Raw genomic sequence first — 15495 nt, 5'->3', positions numbered from 1 at the left:
CGTATGGCTGGAAGAGCGATGACGCGGCCCGTCGACCGCATCGTCATGGTCGCCCCGGTGGATGCGATCCTGCAAGCGTCGGCGCCCTGGCCCCACGTCCGAGCGGCCGTCCCCGAGGACATCCCGTGGATCGCCGGAGCCGTGTGGGACGCCTACCCGCAACGCCCGCCGTACGAGCCGGAGTGGGATGACGTCGTCGCGTCGACGCAGTCGATGTTCAAGAACGAGGCCGGCGACTTCATGCCCGTCGCCTCGCCTGTCGGGCTCACCGAGGACGGCGAGGTCGCCGGCATCGTCACCGTGGTGCAGCGCTGCACGCTCCGCGACGACCTTCCCGACGCGCCCTACGTCCTCGACTGCATCACGCTGCCGGATCATCGGCGCACCGGGGTCGCCTCGGGGCTCATCGCGGCATCGGCGCGCGCGCTCAAGGCGGTGGGGGAGCGCGAGATGGCGCTCACGGTCGACGCCGACAACGAGGACGCGCTGCGCGTCTACACGCGCCTGGGCTTCGTGGAGACGATGCGCCGCCCGGCCTCCGCCTGACGGTCACTGCCCGGGACCCCGCGCGGCTAGCGTGGACCCATGGGAATCCTCGCGAAGGTGTTCGGCGGACGCAAGCGCGTCGGCCCGTACGACCTCTGGGCCGACGACGCCGCGCAGCTCGAGGCGATGACCGAGCGCGGCGCTGATGTGACGGCGCCGCGCGAGTCGGAGTTCTTCCTCTCCTTCACCTCCGAGCCGCGCGTACGCGAGGCCGCCGACGAGCTGCGCTCGAAGCGCGTCACGCACGAGCTGGTCGAGCCGAGTCACGACATCCCGGAGTGGATGCTCTTCGTGCGGCACTACCGCAAGCCGCTGGTCCCGGACCTGCTCCGCGAGACCGTCGACCTGTGCGAGAGCCTCGCCGAGAAGCACGGCGGCGACTACGAGGGCTGGGCCGGGCTCCTCACCGACGAGGAGAAGGGCCTGTGACCTACCGCCTGCGGAGGTGGACCGACGCCGACCTCCCGCTGCTGCACGCCGCGAACGTCCCCGAGATGATGGAGCACCTCGCCGGGCCCGAGTCCGCGCAGAGGATCCGCAGGCGCCACGAGCAGTACATCCGCGGCTGGGACAGCGGGCGGCCGCACATGTACACCGTGCGGAGGGACGATGCGTCCGAGGCGCTGGGCTCGATCGGCTGGTGGGAGTCGGAGCTGCGCGGAGAGCCGTGCCTCGAGACCGGCTGGATGGTCCCTCCCGCGCACCAGCGCCAGGGCGTCGCGACCGCCGCCGTGAGGCTGCTGGTCGACGAGGCGCGCACCGCGGTGCGCGAGCACGACCTCCCGACGACCCTCCTCGCCTGCCCGAACGTCGACAACGTCGCCTCGAACGCGCTGTGCCGGCGCGCGGGCTTCACGCACGAGGGCACGCTCGAGGACGACTACCGCGGCGTCCCCATGACCCTCAACATCTGGACCATCTCCCTGGGAGGCCCCGTATGAGCACGCCCGTTCCCGAGTACGCGCAGCGCCGCCTCGAGAGCCGCCGCTGGCGCCTGGCCCGCTCGTGGTGGGTGCTGGTGCCGCTGGTCACCTTCGGCGTCCTGCCGTGGGCGTCCTACATCTGGGCCGGGGTGAAGACGGCCGAGCGCAAGTACTACATCTCGGCCGGCATCTGGTTCGCGGCGTCGCTGCTGTGGGGGCTGGTGCTGCCCTCGGCCGCGCCGTCGCTGGTGCCGCTGGTCGCGATCTCGTGCGTCTTCCTGCCGGCGATGCAGGCCATCGTCATGAACCGTCAGTACCTGGTCGAGCGGGCGATCCGCGACCTGTAGGTCTCAGGTTGCGGGCGCATCGTCCGCCGCGAAGGCGTCGTTCCTGATCCCGATCCACGAGATCGCGCCGGCGAGCAGCATGAAGCCGCCCGCGACGATGGTGGCGCGGTGGAAGCCGTCGAGGTCGAGCTCGCCGCCCACGATGGTGCCGATGAGCGCGATCGCGACCAGCCCGGCGATGCGCGCGACCGCGTTGTTGACCGCGCTCGCGATCCCGGAGCGCTCGGACTCGATCGCGCCGAGGATCGCGGAGGTCAGCGGCGCGACCATGAGCGTGAGGCCGATGCCGAAGACCACGATTCCCGGGAGCGCCTGCGTCCAGTAGTCGAAGTCCTCGGAGATCGCCACGAGCATGAACGAGCCGACCGCCATGACGAGCGGGCCGACCGTCATGAAGATCCGCGGCCCGAAGCGGGCGCCCAGCGTGCCGACGCGCGAGCTGAACAGGATCATCAGCACCGTGATGGGGAGCTCGGTGAGGCCGGCCGCGGTCGCGGACAGGCCCGCGCCCTGCTGCAGGTAGACGCTCACGATGAAGCCGTTGAGGGCGAGCGCGCCGTACGCGAACCACGTGGTGAGGTTGCCCCACGCGAAGTTGCGGGCGCGGAACAGGCTGAGCGGGAGCATGGGGTCGCGCGCGGTCGCCTGCCGGCGCAGGAAGGCTGCGGTCGCGATCACGCCGATCGCGGCCGAGCCCCAGATCGCGGGATCCGACCAGCCGAGGTGCGGCTCCTCGACGAGAGCGAAGACCGCGGCGCCGAGGCCGACGGTGCAGAGGATCGCACCCGCATAGTCCACCGAGGCGTTCTCGCGTCGTGTGTCCGGGTGGTCGAGGCGCGCGACGAGGAGGAGCGTCGCGGCGATCGGGAGGACGTTGATCGCGAAGGCCCAGCGCCACGACGCGTAGTCGGTGAGGAGCCCGCCGAGCACGGGGCCCGCGACGAAGGCTCCGGTGGTCGCGCCGGTCCACGTGCCGATGGCCTTCGCCTGGGCCGCGCCGCGGAACGTGCTCATGATGAGCGCGAGGCTGCTGGGGACCAGGAGGGCGCCCGCAACGCCCTGAAGCAGACGCGCGCCGATGAGCACCGGCCCGGTGGGGGCGAGCGCGATCAGCACGGACATCGCGCCGAAGCCGATCAGCCCGACGGTGAGCACCCGCAGGCGGCCGAACTGATCCGAGAGCGAGCCCGCGACGAGGATGAGCGCGCCGAGCGTGATGAGGTACGCGTCCACCACCCACTGCTGGAGCGCGACGCCGCCGCCGAGGTCGCGGGCGATCGCGGGCAGCGCGACGGTGACGATGCTGCCGTCGAGGAAGGCGACGAAGCTCCCGAGGATCGCGATCCAGAGGACGGTGATCTGCGTGCGGGTCGCCGAGGGGGCGCCCGCGTCGCGTGCCGGGGGAGAGTCGGCCATGCGGCCAGGCTACGTCGCAGGGTGCGGCGGCGTGGGGGCCGGTCGACGATCCGCGTGGGGCCACGCCACCCTGCCGTGCGCCGCCGTGGGGCGGCATGCGCGGTCCTCGCACCTTTCATGCACGAGCGCCGCGTGCGAGGTGGTGCGCCGTGCACGGTCCTCGCACCTTTCACGCACGAGTGTGCGTGGGGCGATGGCGGCGCGTCGCTCGGGCCTGCCGCACCCCGGCCGCGCCTCCCGCCCCGGCCGCCCCGTGCCTTCGTGCATGAAAGGTGCGAGGGCGCCGCATCGTGCATCTCCTGCGCGCGCCGACGCGCGCGGACGAACGCGGGAAGCGGGTGCGGGCGGCGGGTGTCGGTCCCGCCCCTGTCAGCGGCCGGGGGAGGCCAGCGGCGCGGCGACGCCGACCAGGCCGGTGCGGCACCACTCGCCCGCGTGCTCGGGGCACATGAGGCCCACGTTCTCGGTGTCGCCGGAGCGGTCGTGCAGCAGATAGAGCGCGTTGGCCGGGACCGCATCGTGGTCCGGCGGGCAGTACGAGCACTGCGCGCGGGCCGAGGCCACGCCGGCGAGGGCGAGCAGGTCCGCGTAGTTGTCGAGCGTGAGGCCGGCGTGGTCCGCGCGGTCGTCGATCATTCTCAGCTCCCAGGAGGTGACGTCGTTGTCATCGGGTCCGCACACCCTAGCGCGGCCCGGTGACCCCCGAGGGGCCGATGGTCCCGCATCGTCCGCGGTGCAGGGACGATGCGCGGGAGACACGCCGGGCGGTCCGGCGCAGCCCGGTGCGCCGCTAAGGTTTCCGGTGATCGGTGGCGCGCGAGAAGGGCTGAGATGGCGAAGCTGTACTTCCGGTACGGGGCGATGAACTCGTCCAAGTCGGCGCTCCTGCTGACCGCGGCGTACAACTACGAGGAGCGCGACCAGCACCCGGTCATCGTCAAGCCCGGCATCGACACCAAGGCGGGCCGGTCGGTCTCCTCGAGGCTCGGCGTCGAGCGCCAGGTCGACGTGCTGCTCGGCGGGGAGGACTCACTCCTCGAGGCCCTGGTCGCGCATCGTCCGCTCGAGGGCATCGACGCGGTCTTCATCGACGAGGCCCAGTTCCTCACGCCTGCGCAGGTCGACGAGGCCTTCGTGGTCGCGGTCCGCCACGGCGTGCCGGTGCTCTGCTACGGGCTGCGCGGCGACTTCATGACGCACTCGTTCCCCGGCTCGCTGCGGCTCCTCGAGATCGCCCACGCGATCGAGGAGCTCAAGACCATCTGCCGCTGCGGGTCCAAGGCGATCTTCAACGGCCGCGTCATCGGCGGGGTGTTCGTGAGCCACGGCGAGCAGGTCGCGATCGACGGTCAGCAGGCCGACTACGAGTCGCTGTGCGGCGCCTGCTACCTCGAGAAGGTCGGACCGGTCCGCGCGGCGGGCGTTCCCGAGGACGAGACCGGCGCGCAGCCGCTGTTCTGAGCCGGCGTCAGCGCCACGAGGGGTGGATGCCCGTGCGGCTCCATTGCGCCGCGTGCCGCGCGCACAGGAGGCGCGGGGCGCTGAGCGACGCGTCGGTGCGGTCGTGCAGCACCCACAGCGCGTCGGTGCGCACCGGGGCGGAGTCCGCGCCGCACGCGCTGCACCGTGCGGTCGCGCGCACCACCTCGGCGAGGGCGAGCAGGTCCGCGTAGTTGTCGAGGCTGAGGTGCGTGGCCGTGTCCGTCATGCGAGCCCCCCATCCGTCGTCGTGTCTCGCTCCTTTCCACCGTAACGACGTGATCTCACTCGCAACGAGGGGCGTTGGTCCCGCATCCGCGGGTCCGGTATGTCGAGTTACTCACAGTTCTGGCAGCCGCCGGTGAGCGGCATCTGCATGAAGCACGTGGGGCAGATCGTGTGCTGGGGAGGCTCCGCGCCGCGGCGGCCGGGACGCCTGGCCGCCCGCGCATCGTCCCGCCACTCGGCGAGGTGCACGTCGCAGTAGAGCCGGCTCGAGCCCTTCGCGCTGCCCGTCTGGCGGTACTTGATGAGCGAGAGGCTCGTCGGGGGGAGGGGGTCCGAGTCGAGCCCGCACAGCGTGCAGTGCGCGGCGTCGCGGGTGCTGCCCGCCCGGGCGAGGAGCTCCGCGTAGTTGTGCGGCGTGTCGAAGTCGATGAGGTCGCGGACGTCGGTCATGGACGCTCGTTTCGTGCCGGGAGCCCGAGGCGGTGCTCGGGGTCAGGGTAAGTCGCGGGCGGCGTGGCACGCGAGGGCGCGAACGGGCGCCGCCAGGCGGCGACGCGATCGGCAAGGGCGGCGCCCCTGGCACGAGCGGAAACGGCACGATTCGCGCGAGTTCCGCGAGGGCGGAGAGCGGCGCCGCACCCGGCCCTCGCCTACCCGAGCCCTAGAGCAGCCGGCCGATCCGCTCGGCCGCCCTCGCCGCCCCGTCAGTCGCGACGTCGAGGTAGTCGACCTCGCTGCCGAGGAGGTCGACGAGCGCGTCCGCGACGGTCGTGGGCGTGAGCGCGTCGTACTCCAGGCAGCGGCCCGCGCGGTAGCGCTCGAGCCGCGCCCGCACGTGGACGTTCTGCTCGAAGTGGTCCCGCAGCGGCACGTAGAGGAAGGGCACCTTGGCGGCGGTGAGCTCCATCGTGGTGGTGAGGCCGCCCTGGACGATCGCGACGTCGCACGCCGCGAGCCACCGGTAGAGGCGGTCGACGTACGCGTGATACTCGACGCCCGGCACCTGCGGGAGCGTGCGCGGATCGATGCGGGGACCGGTGACGATGACCACGCGCAGCTCGGGGATGAGCGCCCGGGCCGCCGGGACCGCGGCGGCGACGCGCTCGAGCAGGCTGCGGCCCACGCCGGTGCCGCCGACCGCGACCACGCACACCTTCTCGCGCTCCCCGAAGCCGATCGAGGCGCGCAGCCTCTCGCGGTCGCCGAACGCGCGCGGGTCGAAGCCCGCGATGTAGCCGGAGAAGTCGAAGTGCTGCTCGGTCCACGCGCGGATCTCGGGCAGTCCGGGGCCGAACGTGCCCGGCACGATGTCGTCGGGGTCGCCCACGAAGACGCTCGCGTCGCGGATCTCGGGGTGGCGCGCGATGTGCTCGATCATCTCGAGGTTGACGTCCGCGACCACCTCGGCTTGGCGCTCCCCGCCGCTCGGCATCGGGACGTTGCCGACGAAGTCCGTCATCCACACGACCGGCGCGCGCTTGAGGCGCGGATTCTCGTGGAGGTGGTAGTCGAGATCCCAGGCCTCGTCCGCGATGACGAGGTCGTAGCCGCCCTCGGCGAGCACCTCGTCGAGGACGTGGAAGTTGTGCACCAGGATCTCGTCCAGGTCGCGCGAGGACTCGAAGATGTCGAGCCGGTGCTCGCCGGAGTCGTGCTCGATGTGCGCGGACTCGCTCGCGAGCAGCCGCGACGCGGGATGGAGCCGGTGGCCTCCCTCGGCGAGCACCCGCGTCACCGGGTCCTGTGCGAGCCAGTCGATCTCGAGGTCGGGATGGTGCGCCGCGAGCTCCGTCGCGATGGCGACGTCGCGGCGCGCGTGGCCGAGCCCGATCGGCGAGGAGAGGTACAGCACCTTGCGGCGGGACGATGCGGGGGCCGCGTACGCGGCGACCTCCAGCGTGGTGCGGGGAGGCTGGCCGAGAACCTCGGCCGCGAAGTCGTGGATACGGTGGTTGATGAGCACGGGGTAGCGCGAGCCGGGCATGTGGCCGGCGCCCTCGTCGATGAGGAGCCTCGCCGTCGGGATCGTGGCGGCCGCGAGGCGGGCGCTGTCGGGGTGGGTGATGAGGTCGTCGCTCCCGTGGATGATGAGCGTGGGGATCGTGCTCTCGGCGAGGCGTCCGCGCCAGTCCTCGAGATCGATGTCGAAGCGGTCCGCGACCGCGGCGATGGGCACGCGGGGGTTCTGCTCGAGCGCCCAGCCGACCAGGTCGTCGATCTGCTTGGTCGAGTGCGGATCCGAGCCGACCTCCGCCATGAAGAAGTTGACGAAGTCCGGCCACGAGCCCTCCATGTACTCGGGGTGGAACTTGCCCCAGCGCACCGGGACGGGGTTGGCCTCCGGGTCGTAGGGGGCGTTCGCCGGGCCGCGCCAGTCCGGCGGATCGACGCGGAACGGGTGGTCCGCGCCGATCGTGACCACGCCCGCAACCAGGTCGGGCCGGTAGGCCTGCACGCTGTACGCGAGCGTGCCGCCCATCGACACCCCGGCGACCACCACCGGTGCGTCGCAGGTCGCCTCGATCACGGCCACCGCATCGTCCCGCCACGCGCCCTGCGTGTGCCGGGCCATGTACGTGGGCCCGGTGGACCTGCCCGAGCCGGCGGCGTCGTAGACGACCACGCGGAAGTATCGCGACAGGTACGGGATCTGCGCCTTCCAGGCGCGTGCGTGGACGATGCTCCAGGTGGGCAGCAGCACGATCGTGGGGGCGCCGGGCGGGCAGAGGTGGTCGTAGACGTCGTAGTGCAGGCGCGCGCCGTCGCGCTCGACGACGCCGTCGGAGGCGGGGAGGACCGCGCGCATGGGGACTCCTGGGGACTCAGGGACTCGGGGACTGTGCGGTGCTGGCGGGGTCGTGGCGGGTGTCAGGGCTGCTGCGCGGCCGCGAGCATCGGCTCGAGGGCGCGCAGGGCGTCGCGGACTGGGGCGGACGGGCCGGTCAGGCCCGTGAGGATCATGACCTCGGCGCCGAGGAAGATCGCCGAGGTGAGCGCGCAGGCCTCCTCGGCCGTGAGGCTGCCGAGGCGCAGCCCGTGCGCGTAGTGGTAGCGCAGCGCGTCGACTATGAGCTCGGTCCAGCCGTCGAGCATCGCGCGGACGCGCGCGCGCAGGTCGGCGTCGGAGTAGCCGGCGGTGACCATCTCCTGGAGGATCCGGACGTAGCCGGAGTCGAGGTCCTCGTCGAGGTGGTCGCATGCGCGTCGCCATTGGACGGCGAAGGGCTCGTTGGCGGCGTACATCGCGGCCTGGCGGGTGACGAGGCGGGTGTCCTCGGCCTCGAGCGTGGCGAGCATGAGGCCGCGCTTGGAGCCGAAGTGGTAGTGGATCTGGGACAGCGGGACGCCGGCCGCGTCGGCGACCTTGCGCGTCGACACCGAGGCGGCGCCGCCAGCCAGGATCTGCTCGCGGCAGGCCGCGAGGATCCGGTCGGTGGTGGTCGCCTCGGTGGCGCTCGCGGTCGTCATGCCGCGGCGGGCCGTCCGCCGAAGGGGCTGTCGCTCGGACGGGCGCCGGCGAACGCGTCGCGCACCCGGCGGAGCGGCGTGCGAAGCGCGGTGCCGCCGGACGCGAGGAGGCGGTCGAGGAGGCCGCGCTGGCGGGCCGTGGGGACAGCGGCCTCTGAAGGCTCGAGCTGCTCGCGCATGCGGCGCTTCATCGAGTGCACCGCGAGGTGCGCGAAGGCCATGCCCGGGTCCGCGGCGAGGACGCGGGGGACGTTGAGGTTGTCGAGGTCGTAGGTGGTCATGTCGGGGACTCCATTGTTCTGACGGGGACGGCGCCGGTGCGTTCGCGGCTCCTTGAGCCTTGCTCGTTCGGTCGATCGACCGAATGCCCTCAGCCTGCGCCTGCAGGCGAGCCCTGTCAACCCTTTTTGTCCGAATTGCCGACGCGAGGCAGGGTGTGAGGGAGGTTTAACGTCGGTGTAACCCCGTGCGGCGAGCGTCTCGTTAGCGTGAAGCGATGGGTGCGAAAAGTCTGAATCGTCAGATTCGGCCCGGAGTTCTCGGGCTGATCGTCTCGCTCGTCCTTGCGCTGGTGGTGACGGCGAGTTCGGCCGCCGCGCATCGTCCGCATCAGGGTCCGGGCTTCGATCCCGCCGGCGCGACCATCGTCGAGCTCGCCGCGGCGCTCGACGACGGCTCGCTCACGGCGGTCGGCCTGCTCGGCTTCTACCTCGACCGCATCGAGGCGTACGACGATCAGGGTCCGACCGTCAACGCCGTGACCCAGCTCGCGAAGACGGCGGCCAAGGAGGCGCGGGCCTCGGACAAGCGGCGCCGCAAGGGCGAGTCGCTCGGTCCCCTCGACGGCATCCCGATCCTGGTGAAGGAGAACATCGATGTGAAGGGGCTCGCGTCGACCGCGGGATCGGTCGCGCTGCTGAGGAACTACCCGAGCGAGGATGCGCTGGTGATCTCCCGGCTGCGCGAGGCCGGCGCGGTGATCCTCGGCAAGACCAACATGTCGGAGCTCGCCGCCTCGTACGGGCGGCTCGGCTACAGCTCGGCGGGCGGGCTCACGCTCAACCCCGTGGAGCTCACGCGCAACGCCTCGGGCTCCTCGAGCGGGTCGGCGGCCGCGGTGGCGGCGGACTTCGCGCCCGTCGCGCTCGGCACGGACACCTCGGGTTCGGTGCGCGGCCCCGCATCGTCCGTCGGGGCCGTGGGGCTGCGCGGGACGCTCGACGCGGCACCGCTCGACGGGATCCTGCCGTACTCGCTCAACCTCGACATCGTCGGGCCCATCGCGCGCTCGGCCGAGGATGCGGCGCTGGTGTTCTCGGTGATGACCGGGGACCCGGTGCCCGATCTCGACGGCTACGACGTCGACGGGATGCGCATCGGCGTGATTTGGCAGTACTCGGCCGCGAACGCCGAGGTCGCCACGACGCTGACGGGATCGGCGGCGCTGCTCGAGTCGATGGGCGCGACCGCGGTGCCGGTGACGGTGTCGAGCGACCTCGAGTACGCGTGGACGCCTATCGTCGGGCCGTACTCGGGCTACGACCTCGCGCACGACATCGACGAGTACCTCGAGACCCGCAACCGGTGGACGCCGGACACGTCGCAGGAGCTGGTCGACATCCTCACGTCCGAGTGGGCGCTGTCCCTGCCGAACCCGCCCAATCAGGCGCGCATCGCGGGGCTGCAGCACTCGATCGACATGCAAGGCGACTACGGGTCGGCGGAGTACCTGGCGCTCGGGTCCGACGTCAGGCCGGGGCTCCAGGCCGAGGTGCTCGACCTCATGGCGTTCGAGGATCTCGACGTGCTGCTGTTCCCGACGATGGAGTGCCCGGCGTCACCGGTCGACTATCAGCCGGACCCGACGTGGATCTGCGACAGCCCGTTCGGCGATGAGTACGCGCCGTCGTACATCTCGCCCGCGGTCGGCTTCCCCGAGGTGACGGTGCCGGCCGCGATCGACTCCGAGGGTCTGCCGATCGGGATGTCGATCCTCGCGCCGGCGGGCGAGGAGGGGCTGGTGCTCGCGGTGGGCGAGGCGCTCCAGGAGGCGGCCGATGCGGTGGCCGAGACGCCGGAGCTGCCGCCGCTCGTGGCGGATTCGGGTACGGGCCGCGGGAAGGGTTCGGGGAGGCGCTGAGCCTGCTGGCGGCTTGCGGTCCGGGTCAGCTCGCGAGGGCGACGTGGCCGTCGCCCGCCCAGTCGGCGGCGTGGCGGACGCAGAGGAGCGACGTGCCGCTGTGCTCGTCGCGCCCGGCGTTGTGGCCGAGCCAGAGGGCCTCGGGGCGCAGGGGAGCGCTGTCGGAGCCGCAGGCCGAGCATACGGCGCTGTCCTTGACGATGCCGCCGAGCGCGAGCAGATCGGCGTAGTTGTCGAGGCTCATGCGGCCTCGGCGCGAAGTGTTGATCACGGTGCTTCACAACCCGTCTGCGGGTGCGCGCATTCCCAAGCGTGGGCAAAAGGTGCTGGGAGGAGGTGGTCGGGACTCAGTCGGGGGCGACGATGAAGGCCTGATTGGCCGTGTTCCATGCCTTCTTCGTCTTGGTTGACCACTTGTTGAACATGTTGGTGATCCCGTCTGCCTCGTTCACCCACGTCGAGCCGCCGTTCATGTCGACGTAGTCGAAGTAGACCTTCCCGGAGCTGAAGTAGACCTTGGTGACCCAGCCCACGTGGCCAAACGTGCCGGTGTTGAAGACGACCATCGAGTTCGCGTGCGGGACGGTGGAGACGTAGAGGCCCTTCGCCTTCGCGTTGTCGTCCATCTGGCGCGCGTCGCCGCCGATGGCGGGGTAGTACCCGGTGTAGCTCTTCCATCGCGAGTAGGCGCCCCAGGTGCAGTAGCCGGCGTAGCCCCAGTTGGAGGAGGTCTTGGGGCCTGCCGGGGCGGGGTAGCACGCGATCGTCTTGTTCGCTGAGGCCGTGCGGCATCGGCGGTTGTCGACACTGCCGTTCTTCACGGTGAAGTTCGGCGTGCGGAGGTTCTTCTCCCACGACTTCGTGGTCCCGCCGCACCCGATATCGAGTCGGATCGTGGGGTTGGAGCGCGAGGCCTTGGTGGTGAACGAGTAGAGAGCGGCGTTCTTCTTGCCGGGGTACGCAGTCCACGACGCCCAGCCGTCGGAGCCGTGGAAGTTGTTCACGTACACGCCGGTCACCGCCTTCGAGGACGAGTCGCAGACGACGACCCCGGAGAACTTCACGGTGTAGGTCGCCGCGCTCGCTGCCGGGGCGAGCGCTACCCACGCGAACCCGACTGTCAGCAGCGTCGCGATTGTGCGAACCAGGCGAGTCGCCATGGGTGTCCCCTCTCACGGGCGCGAGGCCCTTCAAGCCGCTTCCTCACGGTGCCCGAGCCGTGGCGGAACGCCTCGATCGGTAGCTTGAACATAGGCGCAAAAGTCCCTGAATACCAGTGGCTTTTCTCGTTGGCGCGCTCGGCTGCCGGGCGGTAATGTCGGGTTTGATAGTCACGGTGCGTTGGGAACGGGAGGCGACGCGGGCGGCTTCGCATCGTCCGCAGCGTCGGAGGCCGGACCTAGACTCTTCGGCATGGCTGAGGCGGGTATCGACGGCGTGGTGGAGAGCCTCAACGAGGCGCAGCGCGAGGCGGTCCTCACCGGTGCGAGCCACAACCTCGTCCTCGCCGGCGCGGGGACAGGGAAGACGACCACGATCGTCGCGCGCATCCGGCATCTGCTCAAGCAGGGGGTGCCGCCCGAGCGCATCCTCGCGATCACGTTCACCCGCCGCGCCGCCGCCGAGATCCGCTCGCGCGTCGCCGGCGACCTCGCCGGCGCATCGTCCCAGGTGGCCGCCATGACCTTCCACGGCTGGGCCATGCGCGAGGTGCGCGGGGCGCCCGACGTGTTCGGCTACGACGGCTGGAGCGTGATCGACCAGGACGACCAGCAGCAGGTGATGCGCGGGGTCCTCGGGCGCGGCAAGCGTGTGGAGGGCCTCAAGGCGACGCAGATCCTCGACGTGCTGTCCTTCGCGCACAACACGCGGCGCACGCTCGCGCAGGCGATCCGCGTCAAGCTGCCGGAGATGAGCGTCGATCCGAAGGCGATCGGCGAGGCGGTGCGCGCCTTCGAGCTGCGCAAGGCCGAGCGGCGCTATCTCACGTACGACGACATCCTCAAGGTGTTCGCCGCGCGGCTCGCCGATCCCGAGGTGGCCGCGTGGGTGGGCTCGCACTACGAGGAGATCCTCGTCGACGAGATGCAGGACACCAACCCGCTGCAGTGGCAGATCATCGACCCGCTGGTGCCGCACACGCGCTTCTACTGCGTCGGCGACGACGCGCAGTCGATCTACGGCTTCCGCGGCGCGGACTTCGCGTCGATCCACTCGTTCGCGGAGCGGGTGCCGGGGGCGCGGGTGCTCAAGCTCGAGGACAACTACCGCTCCACGCAGGAGATCCTCGACCTGTCGAACTGGCTGCTCGAGGAGTCGCCGCTCGGCTACGACAAGAAGCTGCGCGCCGTACGCGGCAAGGGTGCCAAGCCCGAGCTGCACTCGTTCGAGACCCCCGCCGACGAGGCCGGGTTCATCGCCGCCGAGCTCCTGCGCGCCCGCGCCGACGAGCTCCCGTGGGCGACGCACCTGGTGCTGGTGCGGTCGAACTACAGCGGGCGTGCGATCGAGGCGCGGCTGGTCGAGAACGACATCCCCTACGTGTTCTTCGGGGGAGTGAAGCTGCTCGAGAGCGCGCACGTGCGGGACGTGCTGTCGGCGCTCAGGGTGATCGCCAACCCCGACGACGAGGTCGCCTGGATGCGGCTGCTGACCCTGGTGCCGCGGGTCGGCGACGTCACCGCCGCGCGCGCCTTCGACGCGTTCCTCGCGGCGCGGGACGGCGGGGCGAGCGCATCGTCCGCGCGTGCGGAGGCTCTCAAGGGCATGCCGGCGTGGCTCGCGGCCGGGCTCGACGCGATCGAGGACGCCGCGCAGCGCGTGGACGATGCGGTGGGCCGGGCGGCGGCGATGCTGCAGCCGACCCTCGCGCACAAGTACCGCAACGAGAACTGGGAGGCGCGGGCGAGGGACCTCGTGCACGTCGAGCGGCTCGCGGCGACCCGGGCGAACATCCTCGAGTTCCTCGAGGAGTACATCCTGTCGCCGATCTTCACCTCGGAGATGGAGCCCGAGTCGCAGCAGGACCACGTCATCGTCAGCACGGTGCACTCGGCGAAGGGCCTCGAGCGGGACTGGGCCTTCGCCGCGGGGGTGTCGCCGGGCTCGTTCCCGTCGGCTCGTGCGTTGGGCGACACCGACGACATCGAGGAGGAGCGCCGCGTGCTCTACGTGGCGCTGACCCGCGCCCGGGACCGCCTCGTGGTGACGCGGACGATGACGCACACGCCGGTCGGCGCCTGGGTCGGTTCGATCTCCCAGCAGGTGAGCGCGGCCCAGGGCTTCGTGGAGGAGGCGTACTTCCTCAACGCCCTCCCGGAGCGGCTGGTCGAGGAGATCCCGCACACGCTGCCGCGGCCCTCGCGCCCGGCGCCGCCGCCGGAGCTGAGCGGCCCCGGCGAGATCGACCTCGGGGTGGATCTCGGGGATCTGGAGTAGGAGCGCGGACGGGCCGCGCTCTGGGTCTCAGTCCTGCGCGGATCGGCCCGTGTAGGCGACGACCAGTCGGAAACCCGCCCAGGCGATGCCCATGACCGCGGTCGCCGTCATGGCCAGCGCCATGTCAGGCTGGAAGATCCTCACGGTCGACAACGGTGCGCCCATGAGGTCCGGGACCAGCACGAGCAGCACCCAGGCGGCCGCCCCCGTGGTGAGCAGCGGGAACCACAGGCTGAAGAGGCCCGCGGCGCCCGACTTGGCGCGGATCGCTCCGCGCTTGATCCAGGCCCACGCCATGCTCGCCAGGTACAGCAGCGGCGCCAGGCAGAGCCCGAGGAACAGCGCCTTCTGTGTCCAGCGGGAGCCTTCTCCGGCGTAGTCGAGCCCGAGCGCTTCCGCCGTGACGCTCAGGCGAAGCTGCGTGGTCTCGCCGAAGCCGATCCCGCTGCCGCCGTTGACCAGGACCACCACCGCATCGTCCCTCGCGGGGATCAGGGTGGCCTGCGTCTCGACGCCCGGGGTCGCGCCGCTGTGCCCCACGGTGCCGTCCGAGGTGTCGACGTACCAGCCGAGGCCGTAGAACGGGGAGACGTCGCTCGCGGGGCGCATCATCGCCGCCTTGCCCTCGGCGCTGAGGACGTCGTCCTCGCCGTTCATCATCATCGCGAGGTAGGCGGCGACGTCGTTCGCGCTGGCGACGATGCCGCCCTGGGGTGCGGTGACGACGTCCGTGCCGTTGTCGGCGAGGGGCCGCTTGGTCCAGAACCACGGCGTGTGCCCGGTCGCCATCTCGTCGTGGACCTCGCCGTCGGCGACGAAGCTGTCGTCCATCCCGACGGGATCGAGGACGTGTGCGGTGATGTGGTCCGCGAACGAGGTGTCGGCGACCTCCTCGATCAGCCGGCCGAGGTACTGGTAGTTGGTGTTCGAGTACTCCCACCGGGTGCCGGGTGGGTACTCCGGTGCGACGTCCGCGAGCTGCGCGACGGCCTGTGCGAGCGCGCCGTCGTCGGCGCTGGCTGCGCCTGATGCCTCGTGGGACGTGTTGCCCTGCAGGGTCGAGAAGCCGCTGGTGTGGCTGAGCAGCTCGCGCACGGTCGGCTCCCCGGCGGGAGTGCCGGCGAGCGCGGTCACGTAGTCGCCGCCGGGCGCGTCGAGGTCGACCAGCCCGTCCTCGACCAGCTGCATCACTGCGAGCGCGGTGAAGCTCTTGGAGATCGAGCCGATCGCGAACGGGGTGTCCGGCGTCACCGGCTCGCCGGTTCCCGCGTGCCGCACGCCGCTCGCGCCGGACTCGGAGATCTCGCCGTCCGTGACCACGGCGTAGGCAGCGCCCGGCGCGCCGGATGCGGACAGCTCGGTCGCGACGAGGTCGTCGATCGAGTCGGTCGAGGCGGCAGCGGCCGCGGCCGTGCTCAGCCCGAGCACGACGATTGTCGCGATCGTCAGCAGGTGTCGCACGGGATCCCCCAGGTAGTCGTGCGTGCGCGGTCCCCCGACCGTAGCGGCG

17 protein-coding genes are annotated in these 15495 nt (G+C 71.4%); 7 read left to right on the top strand and 10 right to left on the bottom strand.

Translation table 11 applies throughout. From position 1 onward, the window contains the following. The first annotated feature begins 3 nt into the window (after positions 1-3). Genes TR42_RS11760 through TR42_RS11745 form a run of 4 tightly spaced genes read left to right on the top strand, consistent with a single transcriptional unit; the run spans position 4 to position 1816 of the window. Positions 4-546 carry a GNAT family N-acetyltransferase gene (locus TR42_RS11760; RefSeq protein ID WP_081953363.1) on the top strand — a complete coding sequence of 181 codons (543 nt, stop codon included), beginning with the start codon at positions 4-6 and terminating at the stop codon, positions 544-546. A gap of 39 nt (positions 547-585) precedes the next feature. Then, positions 586-975 (top strand): ribonuclease E inhibitor RraB, encoded by a 390-nt coding sequence (locus tag TR42_RS11755; protein WP_042216071.1) that lies wholly within the window; start codon positions 586-588, stop codon positions 973-975. Then, positions 972-1487 carry a GNAT family N-acetyltransferase gene (locus TR42_RS11750; protein WP_042216068.1) on the top strand — a complete coding sequence of 172 codons (516 nt, stop codon included), beginning with the start codon at positions 972-974 and terminating at the stop codon, positions 1485-1487. Before TR42_RS11755 ends, TR42_RS11750 begins: the two co-directional genes overlap by 4 nt. Continuing rightward, positions 1484-1816: a hypothetical protein gene (locus TR42_RS11745; protein ID WP_042216066.1), complete on the top strand. Its 333-nt coding sequence runs from the start codon at positions 1484-1486 to the stop codon at positions 1814-1816. The genes TR42_RS11750 and TR42_RS11745 overlap by 4 nt, the downstream gene beginning before the upstream one ends. Before the next feature lie 3 nt (positions 1817-1819). Here the strand turns inward: TR42_RS11745 and TR42_RS11740 are convergent, their stop codons facing one another. Both TR42_RS11740 and TR42_RS11735 read right to left on the bottom strand, forming a co-directional pair. Further along, positions 1820-3232: an MFS transporter gene (locus TR42_RS11740; RefSeq protein ID WP_042216063.1), complete on the bottom strand. Its 1413-nt coding sequence runs from the start codon at positions 3230-3232 to the stop codon at positions 1820-1822. Positions 3233-3601: 369 nt separating this feature from the next. Continuing rightward, the gene (locus TR42_RS11735; RefSeq protein WP_143058984.1) at positions 3602-3868 is read right to left on the bottom strand and encodes a hypothetical protein; all 267 of its coding nucleotides are present in this window, start codon (positions 3866-3868) and stop codon (positions 3602-3604) included. A gap of 195 nt (positions 3869-4063) precedes the next feature. On the opposite strand from TR42_RS11735, the gene TR42_RS11730 reads away from it, so the two are divergent. After that, positions 4064-4693 carry a thymidine kinase gene (locus tag TR42_RS11730; RefSeq protein WP_042216059.1) on the top strand — a complete coding sequence of 210 codons (630 nt, stop codon included), beginning with the start codon at positions 4064-4066 and terminating at the stop codon, positions 4691-4693. Positions 4694-4700: 7 nt separating this feature from the next. Here the strand turns inward: TR42_RS11730 and TR42_RS11725 are convergent, their stop codons facing one another. The 5 genes from TR42_RS11725 to TR42_RS11705 all read right to left on the bottom strand — a co-directional run bounded on the left by TR42_RS11725 (position 4701) and on the right by TR42_RS11705 (position 8688). Next, positions 4701-4940, bottom strand: coding sequence for a hypothetical protein (locus TR42_RS11725; RefSeq protein ID WP_042216057.1), 240 nt, complete (start codon positions 4938-4940; stop codon positions 4701-4703). A 107-nt stretch (positions 4941-5047) separates the two neighbouring features. Then, the gene (locus TR42_RS11720) at positions 5048-5389 is read right to left on the bottom strand and encodes a hypothetical protein (RefSeq protein ID WP_042216055.1); all 342 of its coding nucleotides are present in this window, start codon (positions 5387-5389) and stop codon (positions 5048-5050) included. A 211-nt stretch (positions 5390-5600) separates the two neighbouring features. Further along, entirely contained in the window at positions 5601-7745 is a 2145-nt protein-coding gene (locus TR42_RS11715; RefSeq protein ID WP_042216052.1) for an alpha/beta hydrolase, read from the bottom strand. 62 nt (positions 7746-7807) lie between these two features. After that, complete coding sequence (locus TR42_RS11710; RefSeq protein ID WP_042216050.1) at positions 7808-8407, bottom strand: TetR/AcrR family transcriptional regulator; 600 nt, start codon at positions 8405-8407, stop codon at positions 7808-7810. Further along, the gene (locus tag TR42_RS11705) at positions 8404-8688 is read right to left on the bottom strand and encodes a hypothetical protein (RefSeq protein WP_042216048.1); all 285 of its coding nucleotides are present in this window, start codon (positions 8686-8688) and stop codon (positions 8404-8406) included. Before TR42_RS11705 ends, TR42_RS11710 begins: the two co-directional genes overlap by 4 nt. 215 nt (positions 8689-8903) lie before the next feature. Between TR42_RS11705 and TR42_RS11700 the strand changes: the two genes are divergently transcribed. After that, entirely contained in the window at positions 8904-10547 is a 1644-nt protein-coding gene (locus TR42_RS11700) for an amidase (protein ID WP_081953360.1), read from the top strand. 25 nt (positions 10548-10572) lie between these two features. Here TR42_RS11700 and TR42_RS11695 read toward each other — a convergent pair whose 3' ends face one another. Both TR42_RS11695 and TR42_RS11690 read right to left on the bottom strand, forming a co-directional pair. Then, positions 10573-10791, bottom strand: coding sequence for a hypothetical protein (locus TR42_RS11695; RefSeq protein WP_042216046.1), 219 nt, complete (start codon positions 10789-10791; stop codon positions 10573-10575). 103 nt (positions 10792-10894) lie between these two features. Further along, positions 10895-11707: a CHAP domain-containing protein gene (locus tag TR42_RS11690; protein WP_042216044.1), complete on the bottom strand. Its 813-nt coding sequence runs from the start codon at positions 11705-11707 to the stop codon at positions 10895-10897. A 253-nt stretch (positions 11708-11960) separates the two neighbouring features. Here TR42_RS11690 and TR42_RS11685 point away from each other — a divergent pair, with 253 nt between their 5' ends. Further along, the gene (locus TR42_RS11685; RefSeq protein ID WP_052406040.1) at positions 11961-13985 is read left to right on the top strand and encodes an ATP-dependent helicase; all 2025 of its coding nucleotides are present in this window, start codon (positions 11961-11963) and stop codon (positions 13983-13985) included. 27 nt (positions 13986-14012) lie between these two features. On the opposite strand, the gene TR42_RS11680 is transcribed toward TR42_RS11685, so the two are convergent. Further along, complete coding sequence (locus TR42_RS11680) at positions 14013-15446, bottom strand: serine hydrolase domain-containing protein (RefSeq protein ID WP_201770803.1); 1434 nt, start codon at positions 15444-15446, stop codon at positions 14013-14015. Positions 15447-15495: the final 49 nt, after the last annotated feature.

This window comes from Demequina mangrovi (assembly GCF_000759715.1).
GTDB classification, from domain to species: domain Bacteria; phylum Actinomycetota; class Actinomycetes; order Actinomycetales; family Demequinaceae; genus Demequina; species Demequina mangrovi.
This window is presented reverse-complemented; position numbering and strand designations above follow the sequence as displayed.

Bases quoted from the DNA above. Each gene is read 5' to 3' on its own strand.
- TR42_RS11730 (WP_042216059.1), top strand. From the start codon at position 4,064: ATGGCGAAGCTGTACTTCCGGTACGGGGCGATGAACTCGTCCAAGTCG.
- TR42_RS11755 (WP_042216071.1), top strand. From the start codon at position 586: ATGGGAATCCTCGCGAAGGTGTTCGGCGGACGCAAGCGCGTCGGCCCG.
- TR42_RS11690 (WP_042216044.1), bottom strand. From the start codon at position 11,707: ATGGCGACTCGCCTGGTTCGCACAATCGCGACGCTGCTGACAGTCGGG.
- TR42_RS11720 (WP_042216055.1), bottom strand. From the start codon at position 5,389: ATGACCGACGTCCGCGACCTCATCGACTTCGACACGCCGCACAACTAC.
- TR42_RS11710 (WP_042216050.1), bottom strand. From the start codon at position 8,407: ATGACGACCGCGAGCGCCACCGAGGCGACCACCACCGACCGGATCCTC.
- TR42_RS11760 (WP_081953363.1), top strand. From the start codon at position 4: ATGGCTGGAAGAGCGATGACGCGGCCCGTCGACCGCATCGTCATGGTC.
- TR42_RS11745 (WP_042216066.1), top strand. From the start codon at position 1,484: ATGAGCACGCCCGTTCCCGAGTACGCGCAGCGCCGCCTCGAGAGCCGC.
- TR42_RS11725 (WP_042216057.1), bottom strand. From the start codon at position 4,940: ATGACGGACACGGCCACGCACCTCAGCCTCGACAACTACGCGGACCTG.
- TR42_RS11715 (WP_042216052.1), bottom strand. From the start codon at position 7,745: ATGCGCGCGGTCCTCCCCGCCTCCGACGGCGTCGTCGAGCGCGACGGC.
- TR42_RS11735 (WP_143058984.1), bottom strand. From the start codon at position 3,868: ATGATCGACGACCGCGCGGACCACGCCGGCCTCACGCTCGACAACTAC.
- TR42_RS11705 (WP_042216048.1), bottom strand. From the start codon at position 8,688: ATGACCACCTACGACCTCGACAACCTCAACGTCCCCCGCGTCCTCGCC.
- TR42_RS11740 (WP_042216063.1), bottom strand. From the start codon at position 3,232: ATGGCCGACTCTCCCCCGGCACGCGACGCGGGCGCCCCCTCGGCGACC.
- TR42_RS11695 (WP_042216046.1), bottom strand. From the start codon at position 10,791: ATGAGCCTCGACAACTACGCCGATCTGCTCGCGCTCGGCGGCATCGTC.
- TR42_RS11700 (WP_081953360.1), top strand. From the start codon at position 8,904: ATGGGTGCGAAAAGTCTGAATCGTCAGATTCGGCCCGGAGTTCTCGGG.
- TR42_RS11685 (WP_052406040.1), top strand. From the start codon at position 11,961: ATGGCTGAGGCGGGTATCGACGGCGTGGTGGAGAGCCTCAACGAGGCG.